The sequence below is a fragment of the Trichococcus palustris genome (assembly GCF_900114465.1).
GTDB classification, from domain to species: domain Bacteria; phylum Bacillota; class Bacilli; order Lactobacillales; family Aerococcaceae; genus Trichococcus; species Trichococcus palustris.
The window spans coordinates 21,751-39,315 of sequence record NZ_FOTD01000015.1; the positions used below are offsets into that span (position 1 = coordinate 21,751).

Below are 17,565 nucleotides of genomic sequence, written 5' to 3' on the forward strand. Positions count from 1 at the left end.
ACCTGTTCCAAAAAGAAGAAAATCGTGAAAGCATTTCGTATTTGAGTTATAATAAATTGCGACGTACTTAACCCTAGGAGGATTTTATGAAAAAGAAAATATTTTCTGGCGTTCAGCCAAGCGGTATTCCCACCATCGGTAATTATATTGGTGCGATGAAACAATTTGTGCAACGCCAAGATGACTATGATTGTACCTACTGCATCGTTAATCAACACGCGATTACCGTCCCTCAAGATCCAAAGACCTTGACTGAGAGAACCCGCGGACTTGCAGCCTTATATTTAGCAATGGGCATCGACCCTAAGAAATCGACCATCTTCATCCAATCGGAAGTCCCTGCCCATGCCCAGGCAGCTTGGATCGTCCAATGCAATACTTACCTTGGTGAATTGGAAAGAATGACCCAATTCAAAGACAAATCCGCCAAACAAGAAACCGTTTCGGCCGGCCTTTTGACCTATCCCCCATTGATGGTAGCGGACATTGTCCTTTACAATACCGAATTTGTTCCGGTCGGCGAGGATCAAAAACAACATCTGGAATTGACGCGCGATTTCGTGCAACGCTTCAACAACAAATACGGAAACGGGAAAGCCATCCTAACGATGCCGGAACCGATGATCCCCGAGGATGGCGGGCGCATCATGAGCATCCAAGACCCGACAAGTAAAATGAGCAAATCGGACACGAATACGAAAAGTTTCATCTCCCTATTGGATGAACCGAAAGCCATCCGCAAAAAAATCAAGAGTGCCGTTACCGATTCAAGCGGCGTGATTGAGTATGATAAAGAAAATAAACCAGGCATCTCCAATCTATTGACCATTTTCTCCGCTTTCACAGGAAAAACGATTCCTGCGCTGGTCGAAGAATTTGCGGGCTCTGGCTACGGCAACTTCAAAGAGAAATTGGCCGATGCCATCGTCGCCGAATTGGAACCGATGCAAAACCGCTACTATGAATTATTGAACTCCAAAGAGTTGGATGACATCCTGGATGAAGGTGCCAAAAAAGCGAATGCCGTTGCCTCTGAAACACTGAAGCGCATGGAAAACGCAATTGGACTGCACAGATAAGTTAAAGAAAGAGGCTAAGACATTAAGTTTGTCTTAGCCTCTTTCCTATTCCCTAACGATTGATCATAAACGAAAATGCTCGCACTCTGCCTAAACGTGTTCTGATTCGCAGACACCACTTCCGTTTCGAAACCGGCTTTCGTCCACAAAAGAGGTAAACGAAAAGTCGGTTTCTCCAACGTCCGGGTGTCTAAACGCGATTCATCGCACTCTTCTTAATACAATCCTTCGACCAATTCCTCAGGCGTAACATTGCCGAAGTATTTTTTCGTATCGATCTCGTTGAGTTTCGCTAAAATGTCTTCTTTCGCGTATTTCACGCCAATGAAGGCATCCTCCACATCTTTGATTTCGCCAAGTCCGAAGAAGTCGCCATAGATCTTCAGATGTTGGATATGGCCATCTTCCACGTTCAGGCGGACATCGATTGAACCGATCGTGAAACGATGGTGCTTTTCGATTTCGAATTTAGGCGATTTACCGTAGTTCCAATCCCAGTTGCCGAAGTATTCCTCGCGGATTTCGTAGACGCGTTTCCAGTCTTCTTCCGTCAGATGGTATTCTTTCACTTTTTCACGGCTGTCCACAGCGAAGATGTAGAGCAGCATCAAGTCACGGAATTCTTCCGTCGTCATTTTTTGGTATGGTTCATCCACGAAAGGTTTGATATTGGTTACACGGCTGCGGACCGATTTGATCCCTTTTGATTCGATCTTATCTTTTCTGGGTTTCAAAGCGCTGCTTACCGCATCCAGATCAGAATCGAATAAGATGGTGCCATGGGCAGTCATCCTGCCGTTCGTCGCATACATCGCGTTTCCCGAGAATTTTTTGTCGCCGATGACCAAGTCGTTACGGCCTTTCAGTTCGGCATCCTTCACGCCGACACTATGCAGGAAGGCGATGACCGGTTGTGTGAATTTCCCGAAATCCCGGAAGGAGTCCCCATCATCCTTGGTGATGAAACAGAATGAGAAGTTCCCAAGATCGTGATAGACAGCTCCACCGCCGGACATTCTGCGGACGATATGGATGCCCTTCTCTTCGACGTACTCCGAATTGATCTCTTCGATGGTATTTTGGTTCCTACCGATGATGATGGACGGTTCATTTATATAGAACAGCAGGATCGGTTCATCCAAAATTTTTTCCTTCAACAGGAATGTTTCCAATGCGATATTTACGCTGGGGTCTAACTGATTTTGATTATCTACAAAGTACATGCTGCTTCTCGCTCCCATTCTGAATATAGTTTTTTTATTTAAGATCAAATTGTAATGATGCGATGTTTTGCTGCAAGGCTGACGGCAACCGATGGCGCGGCCGCTCTTGCTTGCTCCAACAGCACATTCAAGTCGCCTTTTTGCGGAAGATGCGTCAATACAAGGCCCTTTACCTCCCCTGCCTCTGCGATGCTCCCGACCTCAGCCGCTGTCATATGAGCAGGGTGCCCTTCATTCCCGTTGAACAGATTCGTATCCGCCAAAAATAAATCCGCCTCTTTGACAAAGGGAACGAATGCCGGCAGGTAGGCAGAGTCTGCCCCAAAGACAAACACTTTCCCCGTGTTTATTTCTTCGAAGCGCATTGCGTAACAAGGGACCGGATGAATTGTTTTCATGAATTGAATGCGGAACGGCCCTACCGTCAACGTCTCTTCGCCTTGATAGGCGATCCCTTCGCTGACATTCGGCATATCCAACAGCTTGAAGAAATCCGATTCCGCATGGCCATAGATGGGCAAAATCTTTTTTTTTTCCCTTCAGCGGCTTCTTTCAATTGAAAGGTGTACTGCAAGACCCCCAGATCGGCAATGTGATCGGCGTGATAATGCGTCAGGATCACAGCATCCAAATCCAAGGGATCCAAATGGTGCTCCAAAGTGAGCAGCGCATTACTTCCTGCATCAATCAAAAGTCTGTATTCCCCGGAAGTCAACAAATAGGATGTTGTCCCGACATCTTTCGTCGGATAACCACCCATATAACCCAAAATAGTCAGTTCCATTTTTTCCCCTCCAGCATTATTCAATATATATAGAAGATACAGGATTATCAGGACATTAGCAATCTGTTTGTCTCGCAAAAAAAAATTGACTCCATAAAAATAAAAAATACAGTTTATTCCTATTTATGGTACAGGTTATCATAACTCACTTTTCCATTATACCAATTATCCAACCAAATGCTATCGATATGCCCAGGCAAAAAAAACAGTTCCATCTGTTTGTGAAACCAATACAGATGAAACCGCTGTGTCACACCTTCCGCGTGCGCGCTCCTGCTATGCGGAAGGATTATTTTTTTTTCCCGTTTCCAACATATGCTGGATTGCATCGGCTGCCAACTGCTTTCCTTCAGCGATGGCATTCGACATATCGTACCCTTTTAAGCCATTCCCTCCCAGAAAAATCCCTTTTTCGGCATACCGTTGCTCCATGCTGCAACCGTCCGCTATCATGTCTTTGCGCTGGTGCAGACTGAAATGCGGTACGGCACTGCTCCAACGGTAAACTTTGGAAGAATGCGGTTCGGACGTCAGCTCCAGTATTTCTTTCAATTCTCTTTTTAGGATGTCGATGATGATTTCATCCGTCAATTTTACAAGCGTTTCCTCTTGTCTGCGGCCAAATTCAACCAGCAAATAGAGTTTCGGCGCTTCCTCAAAGGATAACCATTTTTTGTTCAAAATGGTTGCTTTCGTTATATGGTAGGCGCTTTTTCGTGGGATGACAAAGCCGCTGCCGACCGGCATTTTCCCGATGGATTTTTTATCCAATTGAAATAATAACGTACCCATACTGGTGCTGATTGGTTCCGGAAAAGGGATATCCGCAATGGCACGCTCTATATATCTGTGGGTATCCTGCGCGTTGGTGGCAACGATTACGCTGCCCATCCGGATGGGTTCATGGCCGTTCAACTCCAATACGATATTCCCTTCTCCTCGAACCTCCATTCCCGTGACCTTTTGATTCAAATAGACATGCCCGTCCACTTTCCGACCCAACGCATCCACCAGTGACGACATGCCTTTTTTCAGTGTATATTCTTTTCCCGGACCGTCGGCATATTTTTTGATGACAGCTTCCGATTTCTCCTTATGGCCCGTCCTGGCATATAACGCAACCAAGTTCTTGTCGTATTGCTTGACTGGTATCAATTCCATGGACCCATATATATTCTCCGGGAAATAAGGCTCAGCTATATAATCCACGAATTCACGGCCCAGCCGAAATTCCAAGAATTTATCTGTGGAATATTTGGGATCCTCATGGATGCTTTTGCTGAAAAACATCCCGTTCAGGATCGATTTTATTTTTGAACCAAAGGATAGTGCCTCTTCATGCCAGATGTCATTTAAAAAGAGCGGCAAACCATGGTAAGTAGGAATGATGGCTCCAACAAATTCATTTCCGTCAAACAGCGTCATATTACCGCCTGCGTTGAATTGTATGTCATCAGATAAACCTAGTTCTTCCAGGAAGCCCCTGACATCAGCGCGTCTCAAATCAAATGAAGAGGCGCCTGTATCGACAGCAAAACCATCCACCTCGATTGTTCGGATCATTCCGCCGACACGCGCCCGCTCTTCAATGATCATATATTCGAAGGGAAGTTGTTTGTCCCTGATAGCCTTATCGATTTCATAAGCGGCTGTCAACCCTCTCAGCCCGCCGCCGATGATGGCAATTTTCCTGTTCACTCGTTCCAACCTGTCACCTCCTTTTGCAAAACAACCTTTTCTACTATATTACTCTACTTTTTCATAAAAATATGTGGATACTTTTCGACAGATGGTCGCTAGGGCGATGGGAACGGAAGCGATGGCGTCTCGAAAAATTTTGCCTCCGAAGAAAATAAACTACCGGATGACCATCTTTTTCTGGTTGGTCATCCGGTAGTCTATCGATGAAAAACAGTTGATTTTTGGACGCGTTCGATCAGAATCCCGGTCGAATCAGACATTCGCTCTAATTTTTGCGATGGCCGCCGTATCCAATCGTTTTACAACTTCAGTCACCAGTTTCACAGCGTTCAGATAGTCATCTTCATGTATGACGGAAGTATGGGAATGCAGATAGCGTACTGGGACGGTGATGGCGAAGGATGGGATGCCGTCCAGACTTTGGTGCTGCGAACCGGCATCCGTTCCACCTCCCGCGATGACTGTATATTGAAAAGGAATCTTGCATTCCTCCGCAACCGCGACAATAAAATCGCGCAAGCCGCGATGCGGAATCATCGATGCATCAAAAATCAGCAACTGCGGTCCTTTGCCCAATTCAGAATCGGCTTCCTGAGGCGTCATGCCCGGTGTATCCCCGGCTGTGCCCGTATCCAATGCAAAGGCGATGTCCGGACGGATCATGTGCGTCGCCGTTTTTGCGCCGCGCAAGCCGACCTCTTCCTGCACGTTTGCTCCCGCAAAGAGCACATTCGGATGCCCTTCTTGCGCCAGTTTTTCCAGGACTTTGATGGCAACAGCGGTCCCGACGCGGTTGTCCCACGCTTTCGCCAATAGGTACTTCGAACCGTTCATCCGTTTGAAGCCAATATACGGTGTAATCATATCGCCGGGACGGATGCCCCATTCCTGCACCTGCTCTTTTGAAGAGGCGCCTATGTCGATGAACATGTCTTTGACCTCATATGGTTTTTTGCGTGCTTCGGCAGTCAGCACATGCGGCGGTTTACAACCGATGACGCCATGGAATCGCTCGCCTTTGGAACTGGTTATTTCGACTTGCTGCGCCAACATGACCTGCCCCCACCAGCCGCCCAGCGTCTGGAACTTGATGAAGCCTTTATCCGTGATCGCTGTCACCATGAAGCCCACTTCGTCCAGATGTCCGGCCAGCAAAACGACTGGCCCTTCAACATCGCCCGTATGCTTCGCAAACACCCCGCCTAGTCCATCCTGCACGAACTCCTCGGCAAACGGTTCGGCATAGCGTTTGAAAACATCACGCACCTCTCCTTCGTTGCCGGGCACACCGCGCGCATCCGTCAGATCGATCAGCATCTGTAATTCTTTTTCCTCCACAAAAATCCCCCGCTTCCTTTTAGTCACCATCTATTATATCATTTTCTGGACTAAAAAAAATCGCCATTTCCCAGTCCAGGACTGAAGAAACGACGATCATAAAATTATTTGTTTAAAGCGTCTTTAGCTTGGTCAGCGATCGCTGTGAAAGCTGCAGCATCTGTAACTGCTAAGTCAGCCAACATTTTGCGGTTCATTTCGATACCAGCAAGTTTTAATCCGTGGATCAATGTGCTGTAGCTTAAGCCGTTCATGCGAGCAGCCGCGTTGATACGAGTGACCCATAATCTACGGAAGTCACGTTTCTTTTGACGACGGTCTCTGTAAGCATAAGTATAAGATTTCATTACTTGTTCTTTAGCTGTTTTGAATAATGTATGTTTTGAACCGTAATAACCTTTAGATAATTTAATAATCTTTTTACGGCGTTTACGGGTTACTGTCCCACCTTTAACACGTGGCATAGTGATTTCCTCCTTATTAGAACGCTAGGTTCTATCTTCGTATTTTTAGTTAATTTGGTTTAATTGGAATTATCTCATTTGTGACAATTGTTGGCTGATACGTTTCATATCAGATGGGCTAACCATTGAAGCTTGACGCAATTGACGTCTTTGTTTCTTTGTTTTCCCATGGAATCTATGGCTTGTAAAAGCGCTCCAGCGTTTTAGTCCGCCGTTACCAGTTCTTTTAAAACGTTTTGCGGAACCACGGTGAGTTTTTTGTTTTGGCATTTGTCTTTCCTCCTAAATTAAATTAAAAATTATTTCTCTGTTGATTTCGGGGCTAACATCAAGAACATGCTTCTGCCATCCATCTTAGGATGAGATTCAATTGTGGACACATCGGTAAGTTCAGACGAAAGACGATCAAGGACTCTTTGTCCGATCTCTTTATGTGTAATCGCACGTCCTTTGAAACGGATCGATGCTTTTACTTTGTCGCCTTTTTCTAAAAACTTACGAGCGTTACGCAATTTAGTTTGAAAATCATTCTCGTCAATGGAAGGACTTAAACGGACTTCTTTGATGCTTACCACTTTTTGGTTTTTACGGGCTTCACGTTCACGTTTTTGTTGATCGAAACGGAACTTACCGTAATCCATAATACGGGCAACGGGCGGGTTTGCATTTGGCGATACCAAAACTAAATCTAAATTTGCTGCTTCTGCAATCTGCAATGCATCACTTTTCGATTTGACTCCTAGTTGCTCGCCGTCACTACCGATAATACGTAGTTCGCGGGCACGGATGCCGTCGTTAACCATCATATCTTTTGCTATGGTCGTTCACCTCCATGATATTTGAGAGAAAGGACGCAGAAAAAATCGGCGGATTATAATAACCCGCCGACCAGACTTGTTTAAAACAAGTTACTTGTACATATCTAACCCAAGGACTGATTCGTCTACTTAGGCGAGAAGCGGGCGCCTCTGCTTAATTTCTCAACTTTTAAAGTATACCCTGCCCCGGCCGGATAGTCAAGCTTATTCCGCGAGAAATTTTCTTTTCCACCTTTTCGGCCAACGGCAAGTTTTTCGAATGAAGGCTTATTTGCGGTAATGCCAGATGCCTGCCAGCTCTTCCGACGGCAACGCCGCGGCCAGTTCTGCAACGGTCTTCTCCAGTTTCGGTACGACCAGATCGGGAGCCAGTTCCTGCAGCGGCAACAGCACGAAGGTGCGTTCCTGCATGCGCGGATGCGGCACCGTCAGCCTCTCTTCGGCGATGACAGCATCACCGAAAAGGACGATGTCCGCGTCCAATGTCCTTGGGCCGAAACGGATGGTCCGGATACGGCCCAATTCGTTCTCCACACCTTGGCAGGCGTCCAATAAAGCCAAAGGAGATAAATCGGTCTCCGCTGCGAAAACCAGATTCAAGAAATCCGGTTGGTCCAGATAGCCGACCGGTTTTGATTCATAGAGGGAAGAGATCTGTTTTACCCGTAAAGCGGGCATATTTTGAAACATTTGGAGGGCCTTCTCCAAATGTTCCTTGCGCGGCTCCAAATTCGTGCCCAAGGCGATGTAAACGACTGTCATCTAGCCTATCTCCCTTTCACGGTAAATTTCCACCGCAACGGAATCATAATGCCCGACAATCGGCGGATCAGGTTTGATCACTTTGACGCGGCAAGCTTGCAACGAATCGAATTTCTGAAGCAGGGCGATGGCGATATGTTCCGCCAACGCTTCGATCAGATTGAAGTTTTCCTCCTCCACGACGGCCTTCACCGCTTTGTAAGCATGCCCGTAATGGATCGAATCCTCCATTTTGTCGCTGTAGCCCGCTGTTTTTGTGTCGGTGTACAGGATGACATCCACGTTGAATCGTTGACCCAGTTTCTTTTCCTCCGGGTGTAATCCATGAAAAGCATAAAATTGCAGGTTATTCAAAAATATTTTATCCAATGGGACTATCTCCTTTTTTTAGCATGGCATCCATCATTTTGGCTACGTCAGCATTTGCCTTTACGTTATGGACACGGAATATGTGGGCGCCGTTCATGATTCCCAGAGCAGTGGTGGCCGCAGTCCCTTCATCGCGTTCTTTGAAGGGTGCATCCCCCAGCACCGTTCCGATAAATCGTTTGCGCGAAGTCGCCAACAATAACGGGTAACCCAAGTCGGCGAAACGGCGCAAGTGATGGATCACATTCAGATTGTCTTCAAACGTCTTCGCAAATCCGCACCCGGGATCCAGGATGATGTTGTGTCTGGGAACCCCTGCCGCCAAAGCGATCCGCATGCTCTCCGAGAGATCTTGGATCATGTCCTCGATCAGGAAATTGTAATCCGCTGCTTCGCGGTTGTGCATGAGGATGATCGGAACATCAAATTCGGCTGCGACAGCCGCAATCTCAGGGTCGTATTTGCAGCCCCAGATATCATTGATGATGTCGATCCCCGCTTCGCAGGCGGCACGGGCCACCGCCGATTTATACGTATCGACGGAAAGCGGGACAGCCACTGCCGCTTTCACGGCTTTGATGACCGGCACAATGCGCGCGATTTCTTCTTCATCGGAAATCTGGGTGTGTCCCGGACGGGTCGATTCCCCGCCGATATCGATGAAATCAGCCCCGTCACGCACCATCTCGATGGCATGGGCAACGGCCGCTTCGAGCGTATTCCATTCGCCGCCATCGGAAAAAGAATCCGGCGTAACGTTCAGTATGCCCATGATATAGCTGCGCTTTGACAAATCATAGGTTTTTGCTTTTGTCACAAGTTTCAAGGAAAAACCTCCTCCGTAGTTAAACTGCTCTTATAATTTGATTAATTCCAGCACTTCGCTTCTGGATTTGAATGATTGCTTGAATGCACCGCGGACCGCCGACGTCACCGTCTTGCTGCCCGGTTTCTTCACGCCGCGCATGGTCATGCACATGTGCTCGGCTTCCAGCACCACCATGACCCCCTGCGGATCCAAATGCTCCATCAGGATATCCGCCACCGTGGTCGTGATCCTTTCCTGGATCTGAGGCTTCTTGCTGACCTCATCCAGGATGCGGGCCAGTTTGCTCAAACCGATCACTTGTCCGTCTTTCGGCATGTAGGCGATATGCCCCACCCCGAAAAAGGGAACCAGATGATGTTCGCAAGTGGAGTAGAAAGGGATATCTTTCACCAATACGATTTCATCGGTATCTTCATGGAAAACCACCTTCGCGTGTTCAGCGGGGTCCTTTTCGACACCGGAAAAAATCTCCGCATACATGCGTGCTACCCGTTTCGGTGTATCCTGCAATCCGGAACGATTCGGATCTTCCCCTATCGCTTCCAGTATTTGATAAACCGCAGACTCTATCTTTTCTAAATCCATTCTATTTCCTCCTCAAGTGGCTATTTTGCTAGCAAGGCTGCGAGCGTGATGTCCCCCACCGCTTTTGCAGCAACCAGTAAAGATTTTTCATTTATGTCGAACTTAGGATGATGGTTGTCAAAGACCTCTGCCTGTTCCGGGCGTGCGCCCACATTCAGGAAAGCTCCCGGTATCTTCAACAGATATTGCCCGAAGTCTTCGGCTCCCGTATTGGCGGGAACGGCAACGACCGTATCCAGATAATCCCCGATCCCTTCTTTTTCCAGGACCGCGATGGCCTTGGCCGTTTGTTCCGGATGATTATACAAAGGCGGATAGTCGGAATTATATTCGATGTCCACCTTCACGTCGTACATTTCCGCCAGGCCGCGGCCGATACGGTGGAAATGTTCTTCGATGACTTTGCCGACCTCCAGATCCATGTAACGGGCATCGCCGCGCAGGATCAGGTTGTCTTTGATGACATTGCTGCTGCCGACGCCCTCAAAAGAACCGATCGTCACAACCGCCATATCGTACGGATTGATGCGGCGGGAGGCGATGGTCTGCAGATTCATGACGAAGCTGGAAGCTGCCACGATCACATCATTCGCTTTATGCGGTGCCGAACCATGTCCGCCGGTTCCTTGGATGTGCACGTTGATGTCGCTGCAGCCGGCATAGGCATAACCGCTTGTATAGAAAATGGTGCCCGTTTCGTAATCCGGATAAAAATGGATGCCGTAGATTTCATCGACATCATCCAGCAGACCCGAATCCACGATGCTCTTCGCTCCGGCCGGGGCTTGCTCTTCCGCATGTTGATGAACGATTTTAACGGTTCCGTCCCATTCATCCTTCAGTCGGATCAAGCAATCCGCCAAAACCAGCAGATAGGCTGTGTGCCCATCGTGCCCGCAGGCATGCATGACGCCCGGATTTTTGGATGCAAACGGCAATCCGGTTTGCTCCTCGATCTTCAAGGCATCAAAGTCGGCCCGCAATGCGATTGTTTTGCCGGGGTTCTTCCCTTTGATCGTCACGACGATGCCATAGCCGTTCCCGACATGCGTATGCACTTCCACCTCTTTGCCTTCATAAAACCGGGCAATAAAAGCGGACGTCTCTTTTTCCTGGAAAGATATTTCAGGATATTCGTGAAAATGACGGCGTAAGGAAATCATTTCTTCTTCACGCTCATTCAGCATGTTCATTAATTTATCTCTTAACATAAAAACCCCTCATTCCCTATATAGTCATTTCAAGAAAAGCGGTCCAAGCCCGCCCTGCCTCGACAGAAATTTAAAGGACGCAACGCTCCTTGCAGTCGCCTTGTACTGGTAGTCTAAGGAATGAATTCCTAAGACTACCACGCAAATGAGCAAACCGCGCAATTGCTGAGAGACTTCCTGCGTCAGCAGGTTAGTCGAACAGTATGTCTTGGCTCATAGAGCCAAGAGGTTCCTTCATCTTTCGTTTCCGAGAGGCAGGCTTGGACCGCTAGACATCATGTTGTGGCGTGAAACTAATTAGGAATCTGTTAAACACCAACAGTGATGTGCTTCTTATATCAAAAAAATTATGCTTCCTAGCTATAAACAAAAAAAGCCCGGGACATATAAAGCAATGTCCCAGACCTCTTTCGAGCAAACAGGATTCAGTCTACATTACCTGAAGGTTATTGTATCATGATTCGCCTGCGTAGATGTGGATTTGATAAGATTATTTGAAGTTTTTGATTTCATCTTGCACAGACGCGAAGAACTCTTCAACGGTAACTGTGTTTGTTTCTTTGGATCCGTAGCGTCGGATGGTTACTGTGCCGTTTTCCAATTCTTGATCCCCGATAACTAATTGATACGGGATTTTTTGCGTTTGTGAAGCACGGATTTTGTAACCCATTTTTTCATTGCGGTCATCAACGTCGATGCGCATGCCCAGCTGTTCCATTTTGTTTTTCAATTCGTAGGCTTTATCGGCATGCATATCCAAGTTTACGGGGATGATCGTTGCTTGAACAGGGGCCAACCAAACCGGGAAAGCGCCTTTGTATTCTTCAATCAAGTAAGCCACGAAACGTTCCATCGTCGAAATGACTCCGCGGTGGATAACGACCGGACGGTGGTTGTTTTCGCCGTCTTCCCCGACATAAGTCAGGTCAAAGCGTTCCGGCAACAGAAAGTCCAACTGGATGGTGGACATCGTTTCTTCGATACCCAAGGCAGTCTTGAATTGCACGTCCAGTTTAGGGCCGTAGAAAGCCGCTTCGCCGATGGCTTCAAAATATTCCAGACCGAATTCGTCCATCGCTTCTTTCAGCATCGCTTCAGCTTTGTTCCACATGTTGTCATCGTCATAGTATTTCACTTTGTCTTCAGGGTCGCGGTAGCTCAGACGGAAACGGTAATCCGTGATTTTGAAATCTTTATAGACATCCATGACCAATTGCAGGACGCGTTTGAATTCATCTTTGATCTGGTCCGGGCGCACAAAAACGTGGGCATCGTTCAACGTCATTTCGCGGACGCGTTGCAGGCCGGACAAGGCGCCGCTCTTTTCATAGCGGTGCATCATGCCCAATTCGGCAATGCGGATCGGCAATTCGCGGTAGCTGTGGATATCATTTTTGTAGACCATCATATGGTGCGGGCAGTTCATCGGGCGCAATACCAACATTTCGCCGTCGCCCATGTCCATCGGCGGGAACATATCATCATGGTAGTGATCCCAGTGACCGGATGTCTTGTACAGTTCCACATTCGCCATGATCGGCGTGTAGACGTGTTGATAACCCAAACTCACTTCTTTGTCGACGATATAGCGTTCCAATGTGCGGCGGATGGTTGCGCCTTTCGGCAACCAGAACGGCAAGCCGGAACCGACTTCAGGGGCGATCATGAACAGATCCAATTCTTTCCCTAATTTGCGGTGGTCGCGTTCTTTCGCTTCTTCGCGCATTTTGATGAATTCAGCCAAGGCTTTTTTGTCGAAGAACGCAGTTCCGTAGACGCGTTGCATCATTTTGTTGTTTGAATTCCCGCGCCAGTATGCGCCGGCAAGAGATAATAATTTGAAGACTTGGATTTTTCCGGTCGACGGCACGTGGATGCCGCGGCATAGGTCGGTGAAATCTTCTTGCGTGTAGACGGTGATGGTTTCGTTCTCCGGCAGAGCTGTGATCAACTCGACTTTGTAAGGATCGCTTGCGAACAAGGCCAATGCTTCTTCACGGCTCACTTCGCGGCGGACGATCGGATAGTTCGCTTTGACGATGTTCATCATTTCAGCTTCGACTTTCGGAAGGTCCTCTTCGGAAAGCTGCACTTCCATGTCGGTGTCATAGTAGAAGCCTGATTCGATTGCCGGGCCCACACCGAAGTGGATGCCGGGGAACAGGCGCGTCAAGGCATGTGCCATCAAATGGGCAGTCGAATGGCGCAGGATATAAAGGGCATCTTCGTGATCCGGCGTTACGATTTCAAGGACACCGTCCATTTCCAATGGGCGGGTGAAGTCGACCAACTCACCGTTGAATTTTCCGGCCAAGGCTTTCTTGGCCAGGCTGTTGCTGATGCTTTTTGCTACTTCTTCCACGGTTACGCCGGCAGCGAATGCTTTTACGGCGCCATCAGGGAAAGTGATTTTGATTTCTGACATGCTGATTCCTCCAATTTTTTTATGTGGCTCCTCCGCTAGGGAGTGCCGCTGGGTTTTGACAAAAAAGATACAAAAAAAAGCCCATTTCCAGCCTTAGCCGGAAATGGGACGTGTCTACGTGGTTCCACCCAAATTCAAGAGTGCTACAAAAACCCGTTAAGATCCCTGTCTCATTCTCACTTGAACGCGATAACGAGCGTACCGTTTCCCCCTACTTCAAGTTCAGGGAATCTCTCGAAAGTGGTCAATAAATAAGTGATTGAGATGTCGCACCAACCCATCCCTCGCTAAAAATCAGTTTATTTAAAGGTATCTTTCTCATCGATTTTGCTATTCTTTCATCTGTATTCCATTTAAACACTAAAACGAATGGATTTCAAGCATTATTTCCGCTATCGCCCTTAACTTTCGAAACGGCGATTTTTCCCTTTGATCGCGACTTCCCTTGCCAGGAAACGGATGCGTTCCATCAATCGTTTCGCCTTGATCGGTTCGTCATCACCCCTGTTGCCCATGCGGAAATGCTCTTCGAGCTCATTCAGCGTGAAATTCGAACTGAAGAAGGTCGGCAAATCCTCCTGCATCCGGTATTGCAGGATTACACCCAACACTTCATCGCGGATCCAGGTTGAGTTCGCTTCCGCCCCGATATCATCCAGCATCAGGACTTCCGTTTTTTTGACGGCATCGATTTTTTCATTCACCGTATTGCTTTGGATGGCCTGTTTCATTTCCATGGTGAAGGTCGGATAATGCATCAGTGTCGTCACATGGCCGGTCAACGCCAATTCATGCGCGATGGCTCCCAAGAGATAGGATTTCCCTACACCGAACGGCCCGACGAAATACAGCGCCTGGTGATGCGCCTTCGGGTTCTCGTTGTACTGGTCTATGAAATTCAGCGATTCCAAAATCGCGGACATCCGTTCATTCGATTGGACAAAGTCTTTGAAGGTCGCATTCCGCACGTCTTTCGGCATGGACATGGAATGGATGCGGCTCCTCAATTCCTTCTCCTTCACTTTCGCCAAGGTTTCTGCAGTCGGTGTGTAAACAACATCGATGTAGCCGGCGTTCAAGGCCAGATGCGGTTCATAGCCGGGATTCTGCGATTCCTTGCCCGCCTTTATTTTTTCCTTTTCCTGCACGTATTCGTACAGCTTCGAATAGCTTTTATCGACGATTTCCTGTGTCAGCTTGTCTTGATGTTCCTGAAAGAAATGCTGTACATCGCCGTCCTCCATGATCATGGCGATCATCGCTTTGTAGCGTTGGCTGATCTCAGGATTGTTCATATATTTACTGAAAGCTCTGCCGATGGGTTCCATCATTCATCCCCTGCCTTTCCGCTACTTCTCAATTTCTTGATGCGTTCATTTATTTTCTTTTGCGCTTCCTCAGACAACGGCGTTTCCAAATGGATTTTGCTGTCCGCCTGAGCCCAATCCGGCAAAGTCTCTTTCTTACGGATGACCGGATTGCCGTAATTCTTCGCGATGGTGCGATTCGTTGCACGCTTTTCGGCCTTTGCTTTTATTTCACCGGCAAATTGCTTCGCCTTCGCCAACGCCTGCTCCGGCGTGTTGACTCCGGCCTGCAGCCAATCGCTCGCGATGGAATCCACGAAGTTCTTTGCCAAGTTAGGGCGATTCTGAATGACCAATACATAGTGGACCAAAATATTCAAAACAGCCGGTGTGATGGCAGCCTGTTGCATCAAATCATTCAAAATCTGCTTCTCCCCGCTTGTGACGATGCCGCCTTTCTGTTTCTTGATGCTCTTCAGAAAGAAATGCGGCGGCAACTGTTCGCTGGCTTGGATCAAGGCAATCTCATTTTTTGAATAGTGGGACTGCTGCAGATCTTTCACCCGCACATCGGCTTTACCGCGTGCATCTTCGATTGTTTCTGCCACCTTGTCCTTGACCTGCAGACGCGTCTGGAATTTTTGTTCGTACGCGGAAGAAACAATCTTTTGCAACGCCTGGCCATCCACCTTGCCCGTTTCGATATCGGCAGCCTGCAGGACAAATTGGGACATCTGCATTTCATCGCATCCATACAGCGTATGCAGGACCGTGATGGTATGCTCCAATTCTTTCGTGATCGAATCTTGGCTGACGAATTGTTTGTTCAACAATTGATGAAAAAAAGTGAAATCGAACGTCCTGCCGTCAATAGCAGGCGCCGTCCGATTGTCGTTTTCAATCAAATCACCCGCACGCTGTTTCAGGCCGCTCCGTTCCGTAAATGAACGTTCCGAGAAGGAATAGACATCCAGGAAGGATTTGGTGATTTCCTCCGCCTTTCCTTTGTCCACCTTCTGGCTGCTGAAGCGTTCCTGCAGGGAAAGATATTTCCGTTCCCCTACCTTTTCGTACAGCAGCAGGCTCATCAAGTCATCATGGAAGAAATCAAAACTGGAAAGGGGCGATTGTACTTCATAGATGTACTGCTTCCCCGGTTCATGGAGCAGATAAGTCTTCAGCAGGCCGATGCCTTCCAGTCTCACCCGTGCCTGATAAAATTCAGGGATACCGATGTTCAATAAGGCCAGCAGTTCTGAATGAAGCAGGCCGGGGCTCCAATGTTTTTCAGGATCCACTTCCGTCAAGAGCGTCATATAGAGGCTATAGGCCGTGGAGCCAATGATCGGCTGATACAAAAAGGTCACTATTTTACGATGAACATCAGAAACCAGGCTATTTTGGCGGACCACAAAGGGGTCTTTCGGGCTTAAACTTTGCCAAGGATAACTCATTCACCGTCTTCCTTTCCTTCGCTCGTTTGCTTCGGAAGTTCATCTGCTGGCGTCGCAGGCGGACGAGCCGTTTTCCGTTCCATGTTTTCCAATTCCTCCAGGAAGGTTTTCCGGTCCGAAAATTGACGGTATACGCTCGCAAAGCGAATGTAGGCCACATCATCGATTTTGGCGAGTTTATCCATGACATGCTCCCCGATTACGATGCTGGAAACCTCATTTTCGCCGAGGGCACGAATCTCTGCTTCCACTTCATTTACGACATTCTCCAATTGCTCCAAAGCGATCGGCCTCTTCTCGCTGGATCTGATCAACCCGCGCAATAATTTCTCGCGGCTGAATTCTTCGCGGGTTCCATTTTTCTTGATGACAAGCAGCGGGGTCTGTTCGATTCTTTCGAATGTGGTGAACCGGAAATGACATCTTTCGCATTCTCTTCTGCGGCGAATGGCCTTCCCCTCATCAGCTGGACGGCTGTCCACTACGCGAGAACCATGATATTGACATTTCGGACATTGCATCTGAGCTCCCCCTTTTCAAACGATTTTTATTATTCATTATAGCATAACCAAAGCCCAAAAGCCTTGAAAATATGGCTTTTGGGCTTTTTTGAGACTAGATAAATTTGTTTTCGATCAACCAATTTTGCAATTGTCGTTCGGTATCCTCCGGCGTCCCCGAATTGTCGATGACGAAATCTCCGCGTTTCTTTTTCTCTTCGATCGACAGTTGGCTCCTGATCCGTTGGCGGGCTTCCGTTTCCGTCAAATGGTCACGGGCCATCAACCGTTGCAATTGGATTGCTTCCGGCACATAGACGACCATAACGCCATCGCACTCGGTTTGGTAACCCGCCTCGAACAACAGCGGGATATCCAGGACAATCAATGCGTGGCCTTCTGATGCCCGCTTTCCCATTTCTGAGTGGATCCACTCACGGATATGATTTTTCATCAAACGATCCAACAGGGTGCGTTTTTCTTTGTGCGCGAAGATGACTGACCCTAACTTTTTCCTGTCGAGGGAACCATCCGCCAAGAGGAATTCCGCGCCGAAATGCGCCACGATATCGGCCAATCCCGGCGTACCGGGTTCAACCACCGCTCGCGCCCCCAAATCGGCATCCACAACCGGAAATCCGGCAGCCGAGAAACTTTTTGAAACGCTGGATTTTCCGGTGGCGATGCTTCCCGTCAGGCCTAAAATATAACTCATG

At 48.0% G+C, this 17,565-nt stretch carries 17 protein-coding genes and 1 pseudogene; 1 reads left to right on the forward strand and 17 read right to left on the reverse strand.

What is annotated here, in order from left to right:
- The first annotated feature begins 86 nt into the window (after positions 1–86).
- Entirely contained in the window at positions 87–1,079 is a 993-nt protein-coding gene (gene trpS / locus BM101_RS10125; RefSeq protein WP_087032907.1) for a tryptophan--tRNA ligase, read from the forward strand.
- Between the two features lie 215 nt (positions 1,080–1,294).
- Here the strand turns inward: trpS and BM101_RS10130 are convergent, their stop codons facing one another.
- The 17 genes and pseudogenes from BM101_RS10130 to coaE form a co-directional block, all read right to left on the reverse strand.
- Complete coding sequence (locus BM101_RS10130; RefSeq protein ID WP_087032909.1) at positions 1,295–2,302, reverse strand: lipoate--protein ligase; 1,008 nt, start codon at positions 2,300–2,302, stop codon at positions 1,295–1,297.
- Between the two features lie 44 nt (positions 2,303–2,346).
- A pseudogene (locus tag BM101_RS10135) lies at positions 2,347–3,086 on the reverse strand (MBL fold metallo-hydrolase).
- A 276-nt stretch (positions 3,087–3,362) separates the two neighbouring features.
- Entirely contained in the window at positions 3,363–4,784 is a 1,422-nt protein-coding gene (gene hemG, locus BM101_RS10140; protein ID WP_245825723.1) for a protoporphyrinogen oxidase, read from the reverse strand.
- A gap of 255 nt (positions 4,785–5,039) precedes the next feature.
- Positions 5,040–6,125, reverse strand: a complete 1,086-nt coding sequence (locus BM101_RS10145; RefSeq protein WP_087032913.1) for a M42 family metallopeptidase — start codon at positions 6,123–6,125, stop codon at positions 5,040–5,042.
- A gap of 104 nt (positions 6,126–6,229) precedes the next feature.
- Positions 6,230–6,589: a 50S ribosomal protein L20 gene (rplT, locus tag BM101_RS10150; RefSeq protein ID WP_087032914.1), complete on the reverse strand. Its 360-nt coding sequence runs from the start codon at positions 6,587–6,589 to the stop codon at positions 6,230–6,232.
- 69 nt (positions 6,590–6,658) lie between these two features.
- The gene (rpmI, locus tag BM101_RS10155) at positions 6,659–6,859 is read right to left on the reverse strand and encodes a 50S ribosomal protein L35 (RefSeq protein WP_087032916.1); all 201 of its coding nucleotides are present in this window, start codon (positions 6,857–6,859) and stop codon (positions 6,659–6,661) included.
- A 29-nt stretch (positions 6,860–6,888) separates the two neighbouring features.
- Positions 6,889–7,395 (reverse strand): translation initiation factor IF-3, encoded by a 507-nt coding sequence (gene infC, locus BM101_RS10160; RefSeq protein WP_087032917.1) that lies wholly within the window; start codon positions 7,393–7,395, stop codon positions 6,889–6,891.
- 279 nt (positions 7,396–7,674) lie between these two features.
- Complete coding sequence (gene folK / locus BM101_RS10165; RefSeq protein ID WP_087032919.1) at positions 7,675–8,169, reverse strand: 2-amino-4-hydroxy-6-hydroxymethyldihydropteridine diphosphokinase; 495 nt, start codon at positions 8,167–8,169, stop codon at positions 7,675–7,677.
- Positions 8,170–8,538 carry a dihydroneopterin aldolase gene (folB, locus tag BM101_RS10170; RefSeq protein ID WP_087032921.1) on the reverse strand — a complete coding sequence of 123 codons (369 nt, stop codon included), beginning with the start codon at positions 8,536–8,538 and terminating at the stop codon, positions 8,170–8,172. It lies immediately after the preceding gene.
- Positions 8,531–9,355, reverse strand: a complete 825-nt coding sequence (gene folP, locus BM101_RS10175) for a dihydropteroate synthase (RefSeq protein ID WP_245825725.1) — start codon at positions 9,353–9,355, stop codon at positions 8,531–8,533. The genes folB and folP overlap by 8 nt, the downstream gene beginning before the upstream one ends.
- Positions 9,356–9,394: 39 nt before the next feature.
- Positions 9,395–9,952 (reverse strand): GTP cyclohydrolase I FolE, encoded by a 558-nt coding sequence (gene folE, locus BM101_RS10180; protein WP_087032923.1) that lies wholly within the window; start codon positions 9,950–9,952, stop codon positions 9,395–9,397.
- 20 nt (positions 9,953–9,972) lie between these two features.
- Complete coding sequence (locus tag BM101_RS10185; RefSeq protein WP_087032924.1) at positions 9,973–11,163, reverse strand: amidohydrolase; 1,191 nt, start codon at positions 11,161–11,163, stop codon at positions 9,973–9,975.
- A gap of 490 nt (positions 11,164–11,653) precedes the next feature.
- Positions 11,654–13,588, reverse strand: coding sequence for a threonine--tRNA ligase (gene thrS, locus BM101_RS10190; protein WP_087032926.1), 1,935 nt, complete (start codon positions 13,586–13,588; stop codon positions 11,654–11,656).
- 401 nt (positions 13,589–13,989) lie between these two features.
- Positions 13,990–14,916, reverse strand: a complete 927-nt coding sequence (gene dnaI / locus BM101_RS10195; protein ID WP_087032928.1) for a primosomal protein DnaI — start codon at positions 14,914–14,916, stop codon at positions 13,990–13,992.
- A complete protein-coding gene (locus BM101_RS10200; RefSeq protein WP_087032930.1) occupies positions 14,916–16,349 on the reverse strand; it encodes a replication initiation and membrane attachment family protein in 1,434 nt (477 codons plus the stop codon). The genes dnaI and BM101_RS10200 overlap by 1 nt, the downstream gene beginning before the upstream one ends.
- On the reverse strand, positions 16,346–16,870 hold the full coding sequence (nrdR, locus tag BM101_RS10205; RefSeq protein ID WP_087032932.1) for a transcriptional regulator NrdR: 525 nt from the start codon (positions 16,868–16,870) through the stop codon (positions 16,346–16,348). Before nrdR ends, BM101_RS10200 begins: the two co-directional genes overlap by 4 nt.
- A gap of 94 nt (positions 16,871–16,964) precedes the next feature.
- On the reverse strand, positions 16,965–17,564 hold the full coding sequence (coaE, locus tag BM101_RS10210; protein WP_087032934.1) for a dephospho-CoA kinase: 600 nt from the start codon (positions 17,562–17,564) through the stop codon (positions 16,965–16,967).
- Between the last annotated feature and the right edge of the window lies 1 nt (position 17,565).

Bases quoted from the DNA above. Each gene is read 5' to 3' on its own strand.
- BM101_RS10200 (WP_087032930.1), bottom strand. From the start codon at position 16,349: ATGAGTTATCCTTGGCAAAGTTTAAGCCCGAAAGACCCCTTTGTGGTC.
- thrS (WP_087032926.1), bottom strand. From the start codon at position 13,588: ATGTCAGAAATCAAAATCACTTTCCCTGATGGCGCCGTAAAAGCATTC.
- folK (WP_087032919.1), bottom strand. From the start codon at position 8,169: ATGACAGTCGTTTACATCGCCTTGGGCACGAATTTGGAGCCGCGCAAG.
- dnaI (WP_087032928.1), bottom strand. From the start codon at position 14,916: ATGGAACCCATCGGCAGAGCTTTCAGTAAATATATGAACAATCCTGAG.
- trpS (WP_087032907.1), top strand. From the start codon at position 87: ATGAAAAAGAAAATATTTTCTGGCGTTCAGCCAAGCGGTATTCCCACC.
- rplT (WP_087032914.1), bottom strand. From the start codon at position 6,589: ATGCCACGTGTTAAAGGTGGGACAGTAACCCGTAAACGCCGTAAAAAG.
- BM101_RS10130 (WP_087032909.1), bottom strand. From the start codon at position 2,302: ATGTACTTTGTAGATAATCAAAATCAGTTAGACCCCAGCGTAAATATC.
- nrdR (WP_087032932.1), bottom strand. From the start codon at position 16,870: ATGCAATGTCCGAAATGTCAATATCATGGTTCTCGCGTAGTGGACAGC.
- coaE (WP_087032934.1), bottom strand. From the start codon at position 17,564: ATGAGTTATATTTTAGGCCTGACGGGAAGCATCGCCACCGGAAAATCC.
- folE (WP_087032923.1), bottom strand. From the start codon at position 9,952: ATGGATTTAGAAAAGATAGAGTCTGCGGTTTATCAAATACTGGAAGCG.
- infC (WP_087032917.1), bottom strand. From the start codon at position 7,395: ATGATGGTTAACGACGGCATCCGTGCCCGCGAACTACGTATTATCGGT.
- BM101_RS10185 (WP_087032924.1), bottom strand. From the start codon at position 11,163: ATGTTAAGAGATAAATTAATGAACATGCTGAATGAGCGTGAAGAAGAA.
- rpmI (WP_087032916.1), bottom strand. From the start codon at position 6,859: ATGCCAAAACAAAAAACTCACCGTGGTTCCGCAAAACGTTTTAAAAGA.